The 13,520-nt window shown below is 70.2% G+C and carries 16 protein-coding genes; 7 read left to right on the top strand and 9 right to left on the bottom strand.

Annotated elements, in window-relative coordinates:
* Positions 1–40: 40 nt before the first annotated feature.
* Entirely contained in the window at positions 41–874 is an 834-nt protein-coding gene (locus tag ACQ0O7_RS11110; RefSeq protein ID WP_430781866.1) for an alpha/beta fold hydrolase, read from the top strand.
* Positions 875–1,368: 494 nt separating this feature from the next.
* On the opposite strand, the gene ACQ0O7_RS11105 is transcribed toward ACQ0O7_RS11110, so the two are convergent.
* Positions 1,369–2,562: a cytochrome P450 gene (locus ACQ0O7_RS11105; protein WP_430781865.1), complete on the bottom strand. Its 1,194-nt coding sequence runs from the start codon at positions 2,560–2,562 to the stop codon at positions 1,369–1,371.
* Between the two features lie 156 nt (positions 2,563–2,718).
* On the opposite strand from ACQ0O7_RS11105, the gene ACQ0O7_RS11100 reads away from it, so the two are divergent.
* A complete protein-coding gene (locus ACQ0O7_RS11100; RefSeq protein ID WP_430781864.1) occupies positions 2,719–3,198 on the top strand; it encodes a hypothetical protein in 480 nt (159 codons plus the stop codon).
* On the opposite strand, the gene ACQ0O7_RS11095 is transcribed toward ACQ0O7_RS11100, so the two are convergent.
* Together ACQ0O7_RS11095 and ACQ0O7_RS11090 are read right to left on the bottom strand one after the other, a co-directional pair.
* Positions 3,186–3,731, bottom strand: coding sequence for a GtrA family protein (locus ACQ0O7_RS11095; RefSeq protein ID WP_430781863.1), 546 nt, complete (start codon positions 3,729–3,731; stop codon positions 3,186–3,188). The two genes, ACQ0O7_RS11100 and ACQ0O7_RS11095, sit on opposite strands and share 13 nt — an antisense overlap.
* A 9-nt stretch (positions 3,732–3,740) precedes the next feature.
* Positions 3,741–4,301, bottom strand: a complete 561-nt coding sequence (locus ACQ0O7_RS11090; protein ID WP_430781861.1) for a TetR/AcrR family transcriptional regulator — start codon at positions 4,299–4,301, stop codon at positions 3,741–3,743.
* A 64-nt stretch (positions 4,302–4,365) separates the two neighbouring features.
* Here ACQ0O7_RS11090 and ACQ0O7_RS11085 point away from each other — a divergent pair, with 64 nt between their 5' ends.
* A complete protein-coding gene (locus tag ACQ0O7_RS11085) occupies positions 4,366–5,397 on the top strand; it encodes an FAD-dependent oxidoreductase (RefSeq protein WP_430781860.1) in 1,032 nt (343 codons plus the stop codon).
* On the opposite strand, the gene ACQ0O7_RS11080 is transcribed toward ACQ0O7_RS11085, so the two are convergent.
* Positions 5,391–5,786, bottom strand: coding sequence for a hypothetical protein (locus ACQ0O7_RS11080; RefSeq protein WP_430781859.1), 396 nt, complete (start codon positions 5,784–5,786; stop codon positions 5,391–5,393). The genes ACQ0O7_RS11085 and ACQ0O7_RS11080 overlap by 7 nt on opposite strands.
* 176 nt (positions 5,787–5,962) lie before the next feature.
* On the opposite strand from ACQ0O7_RS11080, the gene ACQ0O7_RS11075 reads away from it, so the two are divergent.
* Positions 5,963–6,514 (top strand): GNAT family N-acetyltransferase, encoded by a 552-nt coding sequence (locus tag ACQ0O7_RS11075; RefSeq protein WP_430781858.1) that lies wholly within the window; start codon positions 5,963–5,965, stop codon positions 6,512–6,514.
* On the opposite strand, the gene ACQ0O7_RS11070 is transcribed toward ACQ0O7_RS11075, so the two are convergent.
* Together ACQ0O7_RS11070 and ACQ0O7_RS11065 are read right to left on the bottom strand one after the other, a co-directional pair.
* Positions 6,489–7,658: a hypothetical protein gene (locus ACQ0O7_RS11070; protein ID WP_430781856.1), complete on the bottom strand. Its 1,170-nt coding sequence runs from the start codon at positions 7,656–7,658 to the stop codon at positions 6,489–6,491. The two genes, ACQ0O7_RS11075 and ACQ0O7_RS11070, sit on opposite strands and share 26 nt — an antisense overlap.
* Positions 7,659–7,660: 2 nt before the next feature.
* A complete protein-coding gene (locus tag ACQ0O7_RS11065) occupies positions 7,661–8,749 on the bottom strand; it encodes a helix-turn-helix domain-containing protein (RefSeq protein WP_430781855.1) in 1,089 nt (362 codons plus the stop codon).
* Between the two features lie 171 nt (positions 8,750–8,920).
* Between ACQ0O7_RS11065 and ACQ0O7_RS11060 the strand changes: the two genes are divergently transcribed.
* Positions 8,921–9,745 (top strand): hypothetical protein, encoded by an 825-nt coding sequence (locus tag ACQ0O7_RS11060; protein ID WP_430781854.1) that lies wholly within the window; start codon positions 8,921–8,923, stop codon positions 9,743–9,745.
* Here ACQ0O7_RS11060 and ACQ0O7_RS11055 read toward each other — a convergent pair.
* A complete protein-coding gene (locus ACQ0O7_RS11055) occupies positions 9,672–9,887 on the bottom strand; it encodes a hypothetical protein (RefSeq protein ID WP_430781853.1) in 216 nt (71 codons plus the stop codon). The genes ACQ0O7_RS11060 and ACQ0O7_RS11055 overlap by 74 nt on opposite strands.
* Before the next feature lie 63 nt (positions 9,888–9,950).
* Between ACQ0O7_RS11055 and ACQ0O7_RS11050 the strand changes: the two genes are divergently transcribed.
* Entirely contained in the window at positions 9,951–11,573 is a 1,623-nt protein-coding gene (locus tag ACQ0O7_RS11050) for a PQQ-binding-like beta-propeller repeat protein (RefSeq protein WP_430781852.1), read from the top strand.
* A 254-nt stretch (positions 11,574–11,827) separates the two neighbouring features.
* Entirely contained in the window at positions 11,828–12,304 is a 477-nt protein-coding gene (locus tag ACQ0O7_RS11045; RefSeq protein WP_430781851.1) for a hypothetical protein, read from the top strand.
* Between the two features lie 57 nt (positions 12,305–12,361).
* Here the strand turns inward: ACQ0O7_RS11045 and ACQ0O7_RS11040 are convergent, their stop codons facing one another.
* Together ACQ0O7_RS11040 and ACQ0O7_RS11035 are read right to left on the bottom strand one after the other, a co-directional pair.
* Complete coding sequence (locus ACQ0O7_RS11040; protein WP_430781850.1) at positions 12,362–12,520, bottom strand: hypothetical protein; 159 nt, start codon at positions 12,518–12,520, stop codon at positions 12,362–12,364.
* A 29-nt stretch (positions 12,521–12,549) separates the two neighbouring features.
* Positions 12,550–13,365: a hypothetical protein gene (locus ACQ0O7_RS11035; protein ID WP_430781849.1), complete on the bottom strand. Its 816-nt coding sequence runs from the start codon at positions 13,363–13,365 to the stop codon at positions 12,550–12,552.
* Between the last annotated feature and the right edge of the window lie 155 nt (positions 13,366–13,520).

Raw genomic sequence — 13,520 nt, 5'->3', positions numbered from 1 at the left:
TTGCATGAGGGGGAAGGCAAGACCACTCGAAAGGACCCTCATGGGCTTCGTCACCACCTCCGACGGCACGCAGATCTACTTCAAGGACTGGGGTGCCGGCCGGCCGGCCGTGCTCAGCCACGGATGGCCGCTGAACTCGGACAGCTGGGAGTCGCAACAGCTGTTCCTGGCCTCCCACGGCTACCGGGTGATCGCCCACGACCGGCGTGGGCACGGCCGGTCCGAGCAGACCTGGCACGGCAACGAGATGGACACGTACGCCGCCGACCTGGCCGCCGTGATCGAGCACCTGGACCTGCGGGACGTCACGCTGATCGGGTTCTCCACCGGTGGTGGCGAGATCTCCCGCTACATCGGCAACCACGGCACCGCCCGGGTCGCGCAGGCGGTGCTGGTGTCCGCCGTACCGCCGCTGATGTTGAAGACCGACGACAACCCGGGCGGCCTGCCGCTCGACGTTTTCGACGGCATCCGCGCCGGTTCGCTGGCCGACCGTTCGCAGCTGTACCAGGACTTCGCCAACGGCCCGTTCTTCGGCGCCAACCGGCCCGGCGCGCAGGTGTCGCAGGGCATGAAGGACTCGTTCTGGCTGCAGGGCATGGCCGCCGGGCACCGCAACACCTACGAGTGCATCGCCGCGTTCTCGGCCACCGACTTCCGCGGTGACCTGGCCAAGTTCGACATCCCCACGCTCGTCGTGCACGGCGACGACGACCAGGTGGTCCCGTTCGAGGTCGGCGGCCAGGCGTCGGCGGCGCTGATCAAGGACGCTGAACTGAAGGTGTACGCGGGTGCGCCGCACGGCATCACCGACACGCACAAGGACCAGCTCAACGCCGACCTGCTGGCGTTCCTGAACTCGTACGCCGCCTGAGACCCTGGTCCGGCGCCGTCACCAGTGGGCGGCGCCGGGCTGGGCTCACGGTCACTGGACCAGATCGCCGGCCAGAACTGCACCAGGAACGACTCCACCCCGCGCAACTCCTCGATCCCCGACCGGGGCGTCGCCTCGGCGATCCGGGTGCGGCCGGACGCGTAGACCCGCAGCCCGAAGTCGCCGGGCGGGCCGATCCGCAGCACGTGACCACCCGTCGGCTGGATCTCCACGGAGCCGGTGTCCAGGCGTACCCGCGCGGCCTTTCCGCCCTCCCAGCCGTCCTGCACCGGCGGCGTCCCGCCCCAGACCTCGACCGTCACACCCGCGTAGTGGTCGGTGGCGCCGGCACTGATCAGCACCACACAGTTGTCCACCGCCGACACCCAGTCCGCGCCGGACAGATCGTAGTCACCGGCGTCGTCCAGCAGCACGATCATGCCGCGCGAGACGAGGACCTCGGTCTCCAGCCGGGTCAGTCGCTTCGTCATCGATCAGTGACGATAACGCACCCGCAGCGCCGACGGGGCCCTGGTGAACAGGCCCCGCACCACCGCCGGCTCGGCCAGCTCGATGTCGTACATGGCGTCGAGCAGCATGTTCACCGCCACCTCCACCTCGGTGCGGGCCAGCATCGCCCCCACACAGAAATGCCGGCCGAGCGCAAAACCGGCATGATTGGCGGCCGCCGTGAACGCCTTGGCGAAATCCAGATCCGGCCGGGTCAGATCGAACCGGTCCGGGTCGGCGTAGCGGCGCGGATCCCGGTTCGCCGCCGCGATCAGGCAGACCACCGTCGCCCCGGCCGGCACGACGCCGCCGGACAACTCCACGTCGGCATCCGGCTGCCGCATGATCATCTGAACGGGCGGTGAATGCCGCAACGTCTCGGCGAGCGCCCGGGCGATCAGGGTGCGGTCCGCGCGTACCGCGGCCATCTGGTCCGGGTTCTGAATCAGGTTGAGCATCAGACTCGCCAGCGCCTTGTCGGTGGTCTCCCCACCCGCGAGCAGCAGCAGGCTGACAAACGCCTTGATCTCCTCGGCGGTCATTCGCGCGCCGTCGATCTCCGCGGTGCACAACACCGACATCAGATCGTCGCGGGGATCCGCCCGGCGCTCGGCGATCCGCGGCAGCAGATAGGCGGCCAGCTCGTCCCGGGTGCGCAGCCCCGCGGCCGCCACCGCCGGATCTTGGGCCAGATTCGCCAGGAACTCCATCAGGGACGTGTACCAGCGGTGGAACAGCGCATGATCCGCCTTGGGCAGGCCCAGCATGTCCACGATGACGTTGATCGGGAACCGGGTCGTGAAAGCGTCCACCAGATCCACCTCGCCGTCATACCGGAAGGCGTCGATCAACTCGGTGGCGTTCCGCCGCATCACCGGGACGAAACGGTTGGTCAACTCACTGCCGCGAAAAGCCGGAGTGACCAGCCGCCGATGGATCGAATGCTCCCGCCCGTCCATTTGCAGAATCGTCCGCCCGTGTACGGGTTCCATCTGCCAGGCGTAGTTGTCACTGGTGAAGACGGGGTCCTTCAGCGCCCGCTCGACGTCGGCGTAGCGGCTGATCACATACGCGTTCATCCCCTCGTGAAACGCGAGCGGCTCGGTCTCCCGCAACGCCGCCCACACTTCAGTGGGGTCGGCCAGGCAGGCGGGCGAGAGGATGTCGGTGACGGTCATGCGGCGCCCTTCCAGGGAACGAAACCGTACGTACGGGTCAATCCATCCTGCAGCGAACCGCCCGCCCCGGGCAGATGTCCCTCAGCGGTTCACGCTCCCGGTGTCCACGGCCCCAGCGTCGAAAGACCGGGTGACGATGGTTGATACGTTGCGCGAATGCCCCGGTTTCGAGTTCTGTTTCTCGTCGCGATGCTGATTCCCGGCGCGGTCGTGGCCGCCTCGCTGTTCGCGGTGAACCGGGCGGAGTCGCAGACCCCCGACGCACGCCCGCTGGCCGAGGTGCGCGCCGAGGTCGAGGCGGCCGCTGACGGCTTGCAGCGGGCCGCCGGCAACGAGTTGCTGCTACGCCGAGACGGGCCGGAGCCGTGCGAACAGTCGAAGATGACCACCCCGCGAAAGGCGCCATGGCTCTATCGCGGCAACGGGTATCTCGACCAGCCCGGGGCGGTCGACAAAATCCGCCAATGGTGGGTGCGCAGTGGGTTCGAGGGGACCGGTCTCACCGCACGCGACCCGGCCACCGGTATCGTCGTGAAGCTGATTCCCATCCCGGATTCGGACCGTGTCGCCGTCCACCTGACCAGTGCCTGCCTGAGCCCGGCCGACGGCGAGGATCCCGGCTATCAGGGGATCTGACGGCTGAGTTCGGTCTCCGGCTCGTGGCGGGTCACCGTGCTGCGGGGGCCGCGGGCGCCGGTGCGGCGGGGTGGGCGGACGCGGGCGTCGGCCTCGGGGAACACGAACGTCTTGAACGCCCACAGCCGGAACACCATGGCGATCAGGGTGCCGATGATGATGCCGCTGATGAAGTCGGCGGTCTCCTGGACCGATCGGCTCACCTCCGGCACCTGCAAATGGAAGACGTAGCGGGAGATGGCGAGCGGCACCGAGTTGAGAGCGACGCCGACCGCGCTGACCGAGAAGAACAGGGCGGCCTCATGATGCTGTTCGCGGCCTCCCCGGGTGCGGAAGGACCATTCCCGGTTGAGGATGTAGGACAGCACCGTGCTGACGATCGTCGCGATGGCCAGGGCGGTCACCGGTTTGTCGCCGAGGACGGTCAGTTTGAGGGCGTAGTTGACGGCCGTGGTGGCGACGAAGCAGATCCCACCGACCACCAGGAACTTGGCCGCTTCGTGGTGCTTGCGCACCAGTTTCCGAATCCGCATCGGCAGACCCTATACCCCACCGCAGAGCCTTCGAACATCGCGTTCGACGGCGGCCTCCACATCGTCCAGCACGCCGGGAAACGTGATCTGGTGCAGCAGGAGACCGTCCAGATAGTCGAGGATGGCGACACAGTCGGCGCCGGGGTCGGTGGACCCGACGTCACGTACCCATGCGGTCGCCCACTCGCGGAGCTGCTGGGCGGAGCGGGCCAGAGGTTCGCGCAGTTCAGGGCGGACCGCCGCCTCCAGGAACAGGGTGTAGCGGGCGACGGTCACGGTGCGTTCCGGCCCGAGGGCTCGGCGGACGTACGCGACGAGTGCCGTGGCGAGTTCGGCGGGGCTGGCCGGCCGGACGAACGAGGCGATGGTCTGCCAGGTGGCGCGGTCCCGGTCGGCGAAGCGGGCGACGATCGCCGCGAGCAGCGATTCGCGAGTTTTGTAGTAGTTCGCGGTGGATCCGGCGGGCAGTGCGGCGGCGGTGTCGACGGCACGGTGGGTGAGCGCGCGCACCCCCTGGCTGCCGAGGATCTCGATGGCGACGTCGAGCAGGACTTCTTGACGGGATGGCACCCGATCACTCTATCCAGCCACAACACCTATAGTTCAAAAACAACATCTGTTGTACGGTCGAAGCATGGAACGACACGCGTTGATCATCGGCGCCGGCATCGGTGGACTGGCCGTGGCGGCGGCACTGAGCCGGGACGGCTGGGCGGTGACCGTGCACGAGCGGGACCACGCCCTGCCCACCACCGGCACCGCCCTGGGCATGTGGCCGGCCGCTCTGAAGGCCCTGGACGACATCGGTCTCGGCACCGAGGTCCGGGCGGCCGGCCTTCCGCAGGAGCGGGGCGAGTTCCGCCGCCCCGACGGCTCCCGCATCACCACGGTCAGCAGCGACGGCGTCCACCTGGTGTCCCGCCCGGCGCTGCTCACCGTCCTGCACCGGGCGGCCGGCGCCGACGTCCGGTTCGGCAGCCCGGTCGACGATCCGTCCACCACCGGCGCCGACCTGGTGGTGGTGGCCGACGGCGTGTTCAGCCGCAGCCGGGAGAGGCTGTTCGGCAGCCGGTTCCGGGCCCGATACTCGGGCAGCACGGCCTGGCGCGGCACCATCGACGGCATGCCGGCCGGCGCGTTCGTGGAGACCTGGGGCCGGGGTGTGAAGTTCGGCGTCACCCCGCAGGAGGACGGCCGCACCAACTGGTTCGCCTCGGCCGCCCTCCCCGAGGGCCGCTTCCAGCCCGGCCGGGAGGCCGCCGCCCTGCGCGCGATGTTCCGCGGGTGGGCGGACCCGGTCCGGCCGGTGCTGGACGCCCTGGACGAGCAGTCGATCCTGCGCCACGACATCCATGTGACGCCCCCGCTGCCGTCCTACGTGCGCGGCGAGGTCGCCCTGATCGGCGACGCCGCCCACGCGATGACCCCGGACCTGGGCCGCGGCGCCTGCGAGGCGATCATCGACGCGGTCACCCTGGCGGCCTGCCTGCGCCAGACAAGATCAACATCACAGGCCCTGATCGCGTACGATCACCGCCGCCGCCCGGCCACCCAGCGCCTGGCCCGGGTGGCCGGCCTGGCAGCCCGGATGAGTCACGTCCGGCATGCCCTGCCGGTGCGCGACGGGGTGCTGCGCCTGGCCATGCTGGCCGGGCCGCCTCAGTAACGCAGGATCCCGGACCACTGGCTGGTCCCCCACGAACTCGCGCGTTGCCGCGCCATCACCCGGAACTCGGTGTTGGCGGGGACGCCGGAGGCTACGGCCTTGGCACTGTAATCGCCGGCGCTCCAGCACGGCCCGTGCCCGAACGCGGCGCCGGAGTTGTTGTTCCGCAGCGCCATGCACATCCCGCCGGGCGGCAGCAGAGTGGGCTTGAAGATGATGCTGGTGCCGTCCACGTCATGCCGGACCCGGGTGTAGGTGGTCCACGACATGTCCCCGTTGGTCGTGCCGTTGACCGGGTTGTCCTGGGCCGCCTGAGCGGCGGCCGGAAAGGCCGCCAGCAGAACCCCTGACATCACGACGACCATCGTCGCCCGCACACGCTCGCGCATCTCGAATCCTCCTCGATGAAACGCCCGGACATCCGCCGGGCCTGGAGAAATCGAGGCTAGTGAATCGCTTGTGCCCCGTCGTCCATCCGCGAGTTGACCGTTTCTACCGCCTCGGTTTACGCCGGTCCACCCGGCGCCGGACATCGGCGTGGCACCCGTCCGTCACATTGAGAATGGTGAGTGTGGCCGACTGCTGGGAGAGTGTGCGGATGGGCAACCCGGAACCGGATGACGACGGACACCACCCGGTTCGGGCCCGGCTGCTGGCCCCGGACGAGTGGCGTCTGGCCCGGGACGCCCGGCAGGCCGCGCTCCGGGACTCCCCCGGCGCCTTTCTGCCCTGGCGCCCACCCGAGTCGTCGTGGACCGAGGACCGCTGGCGGGAGTCGTGGCGGACCGGGCTGTGGGCGGTGGCCGAGGCCGGGACCCGTACCGCCGGATTGGCCCGGTTGTCGATGGACGGGGTCGACGCGTACGTCGAATCGGTGTGGACCGACCCCGGGTTTCGGCGGCAGGGTGTCGCGTCCACCCTGGTCCGCCGCCTGATCGAGGGCAAGCGCCCGGCCCGCCGGGGTGCCGTCTACGTCTGGGTGATCATGCCGAATGCCGCCGCGTTCAGCCTGTACGAGTCGCTGGGTTTCGTGCCGACGAAGGTCACCCAGCCGCTGGACGGCCAGGATCGGGTGGAGGAGCAGCTGCGGTTCAGTGGCGACCGCTCGCGCTGGTGACCAGGGCCGGCGCGTACCCGAAACTCACCTCGCGCCACCGGGTGACACCGAGAGCCGCGAAGGCCTCCGGATAGTCGCACCGGCCGGCCCGGGCCCGCTCCGCCAGCCGCGTGAACCGGCGCTGGTCCTCGCGCCAGGCCCGCAGGAAGGCGGTGCAGTCGGCGGGTGTGATGCCGTCGAGCCGGATGAGCGCCTCGAACAACGATTTCACCGCCTGCCGCCGCTCGGAGGTCTCGTCCTTCTCCAGCTCCCGCATGATGCCCAGGATGAGGCCGCGGCGGTCCCGGATGAACCGCTGCCAGTAGGCCTCGGTGGCCCGCGACAGCCCGTCACCGTCGTTGAAGAGCGCGTAGAGGCCCTCGGCGAGCAGGTCGCCGAACTCCTCGCGGGCCGCCCGGGACGGGTCCTCGAACGGGTTGTACTCCAGCTGCCCGACGTCGCCGGCGTGCGCCACCCCGGTACGGCCGGCCTCGCCGGCGAGCGCGAACCAGTCCTCATTATAGATATCGGGGAATATTTGCAGCTCAGAGCCGTCATCGGCGGTGTGGACGCCGAGGGCCGCGCCGCTGACGAAGATGCCCTGCGGGCGGCCGATCGCCCGGTTGGCGTGGCACACCACCGAGTTGTCCGGGAAGGCGGTGGAGCGCAGGCCCGCGTACCGGTTGGTGTCCAGGTGGTGGGCGATCCGGGCCAGATGATCCCGGCCGAGGCGGATGATGTCGTCGTCCAGAAACATGATCTTGTGCCAGCCGCGGTGGAGCGCCAGCAGGAGCCCGGTGTTGCGCTTCAAGCTCAGGTCACTGATCCGGTCACCGCTCAGCATCCGGAACCGCTCGGAAGAGGTGGCCAGCCCGCGCAGTCCTCCGGCGCCGGCGGTGCGCACCTCGGCGAGGACCGCCCGGGCCCCGGGTGTCCGGGCCACCAGCTCGGCGGTCTCCCCCAGATCACAGCGCTGCGACGCGAGCACCACCAGGACGGCCCGGTGGTCCGCGGCCAGTTCGACGACACCGCGCAGGTGGTGTGCCCGGCGCGAGGCGGGCACGATGATCGCCTCGATCGGCCCGCCGGCCGGGGTCTCGTCCGGGCGCCATTCGACCCGGCGCAGGAGCCGGTCGTGGTCGGTGCGCTGAGCTGACGTCCGCATGGTCAGCCGCGCTCGCGCCGCTGTGCCGGGGCGTCGGGCCAGGCGAACAGGATGTTCTCCGGGATCAGGAAATCCGGCGACAGGGCCTGCCCGTGGAAGACCGGCACCCGGACCAGCATCCCGAACTCCCCCTTGGGGAACCGCCGGGCCAGGAACGCCTCGTTGGCCTCCCGCACCTGCGCGTCGGTCAGTGCCCGGACCGCGCCCAGCACACCGCGGCTGTGGATGCCGTTGCACAGGGTCAGGGTGCGGCTGGAGTTGAACGGATTGATCACCCGGGCCAGCAGGCCGACGTCCTCCTCCAGCTCCCGGTGCGCCTCCCCGTCGGTCTGCGACCAGACCGGCTCGAACACCCGCTCCTCAGCGCCGTGACCGACCGCGAAGAGATCGCCGGATTTCAGGGTCTCGCTCTCGAACTGGCGCACCGGCAGCCTCTCCAGCAGCCGCAGCAGGCGGCGGGTGACCGGGTTCCACCCGATGCCGCCGATCAGGACGAGATGACTGGAGAGATCGTCGGCCACCACCATGGACGCCGGTTTGAAGGTCACCGGGAGCGACGGGTCGTTCTCCGCCCGGATGTGCCCGTGCAGCTCGAACAGCGCGTCGAGATCGGCATAGCGGTGCAGGGCCGTGAAGTTCGGATGGGTCTCGGCGGCGAGCGGGCCGACCGCGCTCTCCCCGGCGTCCGGGATCACGATCACGACGGGGCCGCCGTCGGCGAAGAACCACGACCGGTACTGCGCGGCACGGGCCACATCGGCCGGGGCCGGGCCACCACGGGCCTCATCCATCAGGTCGCGCAGCCCGTCGAGGATCTCCCGGCGCCGGGTGTCCTGCTCCGGGGTGAGCCGGTCCCGCGGCACCATCCGCCGTGGGGCGCCGGCCAGGGTGAACAGCCGGGCGTACGGCTCCGCCCGGTTCTCCGGGAGCATCACCGGCTCCTTGGGGCGCTCCCAGGAGGACACCGCGGCCGAGCTGACCGGCCGGCCGTCCTCGGTGAAGATCAGCGCCAGCTCACTCTGTTTGAGCCCGGCCTGTTCACGCAGAGCGCGCAGGCGCTGGGCCAGTTGGATCGCTCCGGGTGTAGCCACGACTGCCACCTTCCGAGCCCCGGTAGGGCCTTGTTCACCCCGAGTGAGCAGAGTAGATTCGACTGTAGTCGAGTCAACTCTAGTCAACTTCAAGAAAGATGAAACAAGTTGATTCAAGTTGAATCTACCGGCGACCGATTGTAGCGCGCTGAGACACCGAGGACGGCTCGGATGGTCACGGACACGCCACAGCCACAAGAGACCAAGGGGTGGCTGATCGAGCAGCGGCTTCGGGCCCTGCCCACCAAGACCGGCCGGGATGCCGCGCGCGGTCTCATGCTGGGCGCGGTCGTCCTGCCCGACCGGTGGCTGTCCGAACAGCAGCGCGCCTTCCTGCTCCTCGGCCCGGACGAGATCCTGACCGCGGGCACCCGCCGAGCCGGGGCCGGCCTGATCGACCAGGTCATCCACCTCAGCGAGCAGGTCATCCCGGCGATCGTCGAGGACTGCCGGGGACGGCACGCCCTGACTCCGTTCCGGGAAAGACGGGTGCGGGCCGTGATCCGTGAGGTCCTGTTCCTGGAGTGCCCCGGATGGCCGGCGGCCCAGCCGCACGGCCTCGTCGAACGCCTGCGGCCGGCCGTCGACGCCGCCCTGACCGCCGACCGCGCCGACCCGGCCCTGATCCGGGTGGACAGACCGCCCGCCGACCAGCGCGACCACGACGAGAAGATGATCGTCTACGCGACCCGAGACCGGGACACCCTCGACCGCTACCGGCAGCTGATCTGGTTCCAGGAGAAGATCAGGACCTTCCGGATCGCGGTCTCACTGATCGTCGCGATGATCATCGGCGGCTTCTATGTGGGGCTCTTCGTTCTGGTCCGGCACGCCTTCCCGGACATGTCCGCCCGCGACACCACGATGGTGCTGGCCGTCGCGGTCGGCTCCACTCTCGGCGGCACCGGCATCGGGCTGCTGCTCACCCGCGCGAGGCGGCCCGGAAAGCCTGACCAGACCGGCGGCGAAGACCCACCACGACCAGAGAACCGCTGACCACACCACCGACGACAGCCACCCACAGGATCACCGCCAGCGCCCGGTCCGGCCCGGCGAGCCAGCCCGCCAGCACCGCGGCGGCCACCACCAGCGGCGCGATCACCGCGACCGCGAGCAACAGGTGAGTTCGGACCGCCATGACTGGAAACCTAGTTCGCCCACGGCCCGGACGGCACCCCCGAACGGCCCATCTCCCCGGCCGATGATCAAGACATCGATGGACGTCACCTTCTACAGTGACCCGAAAGCCACCACACGGGGAGTGATGATGTCCCGCATCCCGTTCCGATCGACCGTACTCATCAGTGTCCTGCTCCTGATCGTCGCCGGTGCGGCCGGGCCGGCCCCGGCCGGTGGGCGCGACGGCGACTGGCCGACCTGGCAGGGCGACACCTACGGATCCCGGCACAACGCGGCCGAGCACCGGATCACCGCGGCCAACGCCGGCCGGCTGAAACTCAAGTGGGCGTTCGCCTACCCGAAGACCGACGCCCCGGCCAAGAGCCAGCCCGCGGTGGTCGACGGCGTCATCTACTTCGGCGGGCCGGACGGCATGTTCTACGCGCTGGACGCCAAGAGCGGCGCCACCCGCTGGACGTTCCCGGTGACACCGGGCGGCGTGGTCCAGGACGGGCCCGCGGTGGCCCGGGGCAAGGTCTACTTCGGCGACAGCCAGGGCTACGTCTACGCCCTCGACCAGCGCACCGGCGCCCTGAAATGGTCCCGGGACACCGAGACGCACCCGGCCGGCATGCACACCAGTTCGCCGCTCTACCACGACGGGAAGATCTACATCGGGGCGTCCAGTGGGGAGAACACCGGCGGCGCCGACTACCAGTGCTGCACGTTCCGCGGGCACATCGACGCCCTCGACGCCGACACCGGCGCGCAGGTGTGGCGCTACTGGACGGTGCCCGAGCCGGTCCGGGTGGGCACGTGGCCGAGTGGTGCGGCCCGCTGGGAGCCGTCCGGCGCCGGGGTGTGGAGTTCCCCGGTGATCGACCCGCGGACGAACACGCTGTACGTGGGCACCGGGCAGAACTACACCGGCAGCGCCGGGGACTTCGACTCGCTGCTGGCGCTGGACGCCCGTACCGGCAAGGTCCGCTGGAAGAATCAGGTAACCCGGGCCGACACGTGGCGCAGCCTGTGCAACGAGCCGGACGCGGAGGGCTACTGCCCGGGGCTGAAGGACGGCACCAACCTCGACTACGACATCGGCGCCACCCCGAACATCTTCACCGTCGCCGGCCGTACCCTCGTCGGGGTCGGCCAGAAGAGCGGCGTCTACCACGTGTTCGACGCCCGCACCGGCAAGGTCCAGTGGCGGCGGCAGCTCGGGGTGCCCCTGCCCAGCGGCGGGGTCTCCGGCATCCAGTGGGGCAGCAGCTACGACGGCAAGCGGCTGTACGTGGCGACCTACTTCGCCGACCCCGGCACCCTGTTCGCGGTGAACCCGGCCGACGGCACGGTGCTGTGGCAGACCCCGAACCCGGCCGACGGGTGCACCACCGGCGGGGCCGCCGCGTTCCCCGAGGTGTGCCAGCCCGCGCACGCCCCCGCGGTCAGCAGCAGTCCCGGTGTGGTGTTCGAGGGCAGCAACGACGGCAAGTTCCGGGCCTACTCGGCGCGTACCGGCGCGGTGCTGTGGCAGTTCGACACCCTGCGTGACTTCCAGGGCGTGAACGGCCTGACCGGAACCGGAAGCGCGGTCTCCGGCAGCGGCGGCGCGGTGATCGCCGACGGCATGGTCTACATACAGTCCGGTTACTGGCCGTACTACCCGAGCGACAACGGTTTCGTCCTCCTCGCCTTCGGCCTCTGAACACCCCGAAAACCCCGCGGTGGTACGCCCGTCGGCTCCACCGAATCGGGCCGCCCCGCATCGTCCCCGCAAGCCGGGCGGCCCACCGGACCGCCCGGCGGCCTCCGGGCGAATGCGACGGTCACCGCCAACCCGCCCGCCCCGCCACCACCGGCGAACGCGACGGTCACCGCCAACCCGTGTGCCACTTTCCGGCTCGATTCGAGCCGGAAGTGGCCACACGGTCTCGGCGCCGCGTCAGGCAGGATGCCGGCATGGACGAGATCGGCGGTGTGCTGGGCGGGGATCCGTCGGTGGCGGCGCGGCGGGACTTCGCGCAGGTACTGCGAGTGACCGTCACGACGGTGCGGCGGGGGTGGCGGCCGATCCGGGGTGTGCCGCGGTTCTGGGTGTTCGTCGACGGCGACGGGCGGCTGCGGGTGGACCGGCTGGGGCGCCGGAGGTTGCATTCGGACCCGTACGCCGACGGCATCCACTCCGCCGGCGTGCTGCCCGCCGAGGTCCGCGCCCGGATCGGCGACCATCGCTGTGCGGCGCTGGTCTGCGGCAACGGCTGGGCGGCGTTCCGGTTCCCGTTCCAGCCCAGCATCGACAGCCCGGTCGCCGTGCACGCCCGGCACGCCGACGGCACCACTTACGACGTGCACCTGCCGTTCGAGAAGCGGCTCCTGTCGGTCCGGTTCGATCCGGCTCTCACCGCGGCCATCGACAAGTTGCCGCCAGAGGGGTGATCCCACCGGAGACAGCCGTCCTCTCGCAGTTCTCGACGCGGCGGGGGGACGGCGGTTTCAGTACTCCTTCCGGATCACACGACCGAAGCCGCGGATGGTGCCGACTAGCAGGCCGACGAGCGACGTCTCCCGGTAGGCCGACGAGCGCGCCTCGGCGACCAGCGACATCTCCCGGTAGGCCGACGAGACCGTCTCGACATCAACGACAGCGGACATCAATCGCCGGTACGGCAGCGGAAACGCCGTCAGCGCCGGGACTCGATCTGGGCGCGCATGTCGGGGAAGTCGCCTTTCACGTCGACCGGGGTCTGGTAGAAGAACAGGAACATGCCCACGCTGCCCTCGTCGGCCCAGCCGCAGAGTGCCACGTCCTCCTCGCCGATGCGGGTGCCGCCGCACTGCGCGACGCCGCCGAGGGAGCCGGTGCTGGCCGGGGTGACACCGGTGAGCTTGTTCTCGCCGCTGAACGACTGGAACACCCGGTCGAGCATGCCCTGCGGGTCGTCGATGTCGACCTCGGCGGCGAGCGCGGCGATCAGCTTCTTGTTCTTCAGGTCGCCGTAGACGGCGCCGAACGCGTTGTCCGCGCCCGGATAGCCTCGCAGCTCCTTCTCCAGGTCGGCGGTGAGGCCGGCCAGCTCCTCGGCCTCGATCTTGGCGTAGCCGTTGAGGCGAAGCGGCTCACGGATGTAGACGTCGGTGGTCGCGGACGGCGACGGGGTGGCGCTGGGGCTGGGACCCGGGGTGCCGCCCTGGCCGGTCTGTCGCCGGTCGTCGGCCGAGGTGCGGGTGTCCACCAGGGAGAGGACCACGCCACCGCCGATCAGCACGACGGCCGCGATGGCCGCCGCGAGCAGGGTGATCACCACGGTGCGGGAGTTGTTGCGCGGCGGCGGCGGGGGTGGCGGCGCCGGATATCCGGGCTGGGCGAAAACGGTCGGCGGGGTGTAGGCGGGCGGGGGCGCGCCGTAGAGCGGAAGCGTGTGCTGCGGCGTGTCATACGGGTCGACCGGTGGCGGCAGCGGTTCGCCCGGTGGCGGATAGGACGGCGGGTATGACATCGACACTCCAGTGATCGGACTGTCGGTGCATCGTACCGGCGCGGTGCGACATCTTCCCTTGTCAGCGCCCTGTTCTCGGGATGCCACCCCAACGGGGGCGAATCCGGCACGAGGGCTGTGCTCCACCCGTACCGGGCAATCGCTTTTGATCTTGC

The organism is Actinoplanes sp. G11-F43 (assembly GCF_050589265.1).
Classification (GTDB): Bacteria; Actinomycetota; Actinomycetes; order Mycobacteriales; family Micromonosporaceae; genus Actinoplanes.
Note: the sequence above shows the minus strand (reverse complement) of the source record. Positions and strands in the feature narration are given on the sequence as shown.

Bases quoted from the DNA above. Each gene is read 5' to 3' on its own strand.
- ACQ0O7_RS11110 (WP_430781866.1), top strand. From the start codon at position 41: ATGGGCTTCGTCACCACCTCCGACGGCACGCAGATCTACTTCAAGGAC.
- ACQ0O7_RS11105 (WP_430781865.1), bottom strand. From the start codon at position 2,562: ATGACCGTCACCGACATCCTCTCGCCCGCCTGCCTGGCCGACCCCACT.
- ACQ0O7_RS11100 (WP_430781864.1), top strand. From the start codon at position 2,719: ATGCCCCGGTTTCGAGTTCTGTTTCTCGTCGCGATGCTGATTCCCGGC.
- ACQ0O7_RS11095 (WP_430781863.1), bottom strand. From the start codon at position 3,731: ATGCGGATTCGGAAACTGGTGCGCAAGCACCACGAAGCGGCCAAGTTC.
- ACQ0O7_RS11085 (WP_430781860.1), top strand. From the start codon at position 4,366: ATGGAACGACACGCGTTGATCATCGGCGCCGGCATCGGTGGACTGGCC.
- ACQ0O7_RS11080 (WP_430781859.1), bottom strand. From the start codon at position 5,786: ATGCGCGAGCGTGTGCGGGCGACGATGGTCGTCGTGATGTCAGGGGTT.
- ACQ0O7_RS11070 (WP_430781856.1), bottom strand. From the start codon at position 7,658: ATGCGGACGTCAGCTCAGCGCACCGACCACGACCGGCTCCTGCGCCGG.
- ACQ0O7_RS11060 (WP_430781854.1), top strand. From the start codon at position 8,921: ATGGTCACGGACACGCCACAGCCACAAGAGACCAAGGGGTGGCTGATC.
- ACQ0O7_RS11055 (WP_430781853.1), bottom strand. From the start codon at position 9,887: ATGGCGGTCCGAACTCACCTGTTGCTCGCGGTCGCGGTGATCGCGCCG.
- ACQ0O7_RS11050 (WP_430781852.1), top strand. From the start codon at position 9,951: ATGATCAAGACATCGATGGACGTCACCTTCTACAGTGACCCGAAAGCC.
- ACQ0O7_RS11045 (WP_430781851.1), top strand. From the start codon at position 11,828: ATGGACGAGATCGGCGGTGTGCTGGGCGGGGATCCGTCGGTGGCGGCG.
- ACQ0O7_RS11040 (WP_430781850.1), bottom strand. From the start codon at position 12,520: ATGTCCGCTGTCGTTGATGTCGAGACGGTCTCGTCGGCCTACCGGGAG.
- ACQ0O7_RS11035 (WP_430781849.1), bottom strand. From the start codon at position 13,365: ATGTCATACCCGCCGTCCTATCCGCCACCGGGCGAACCGCTGCCGCCA.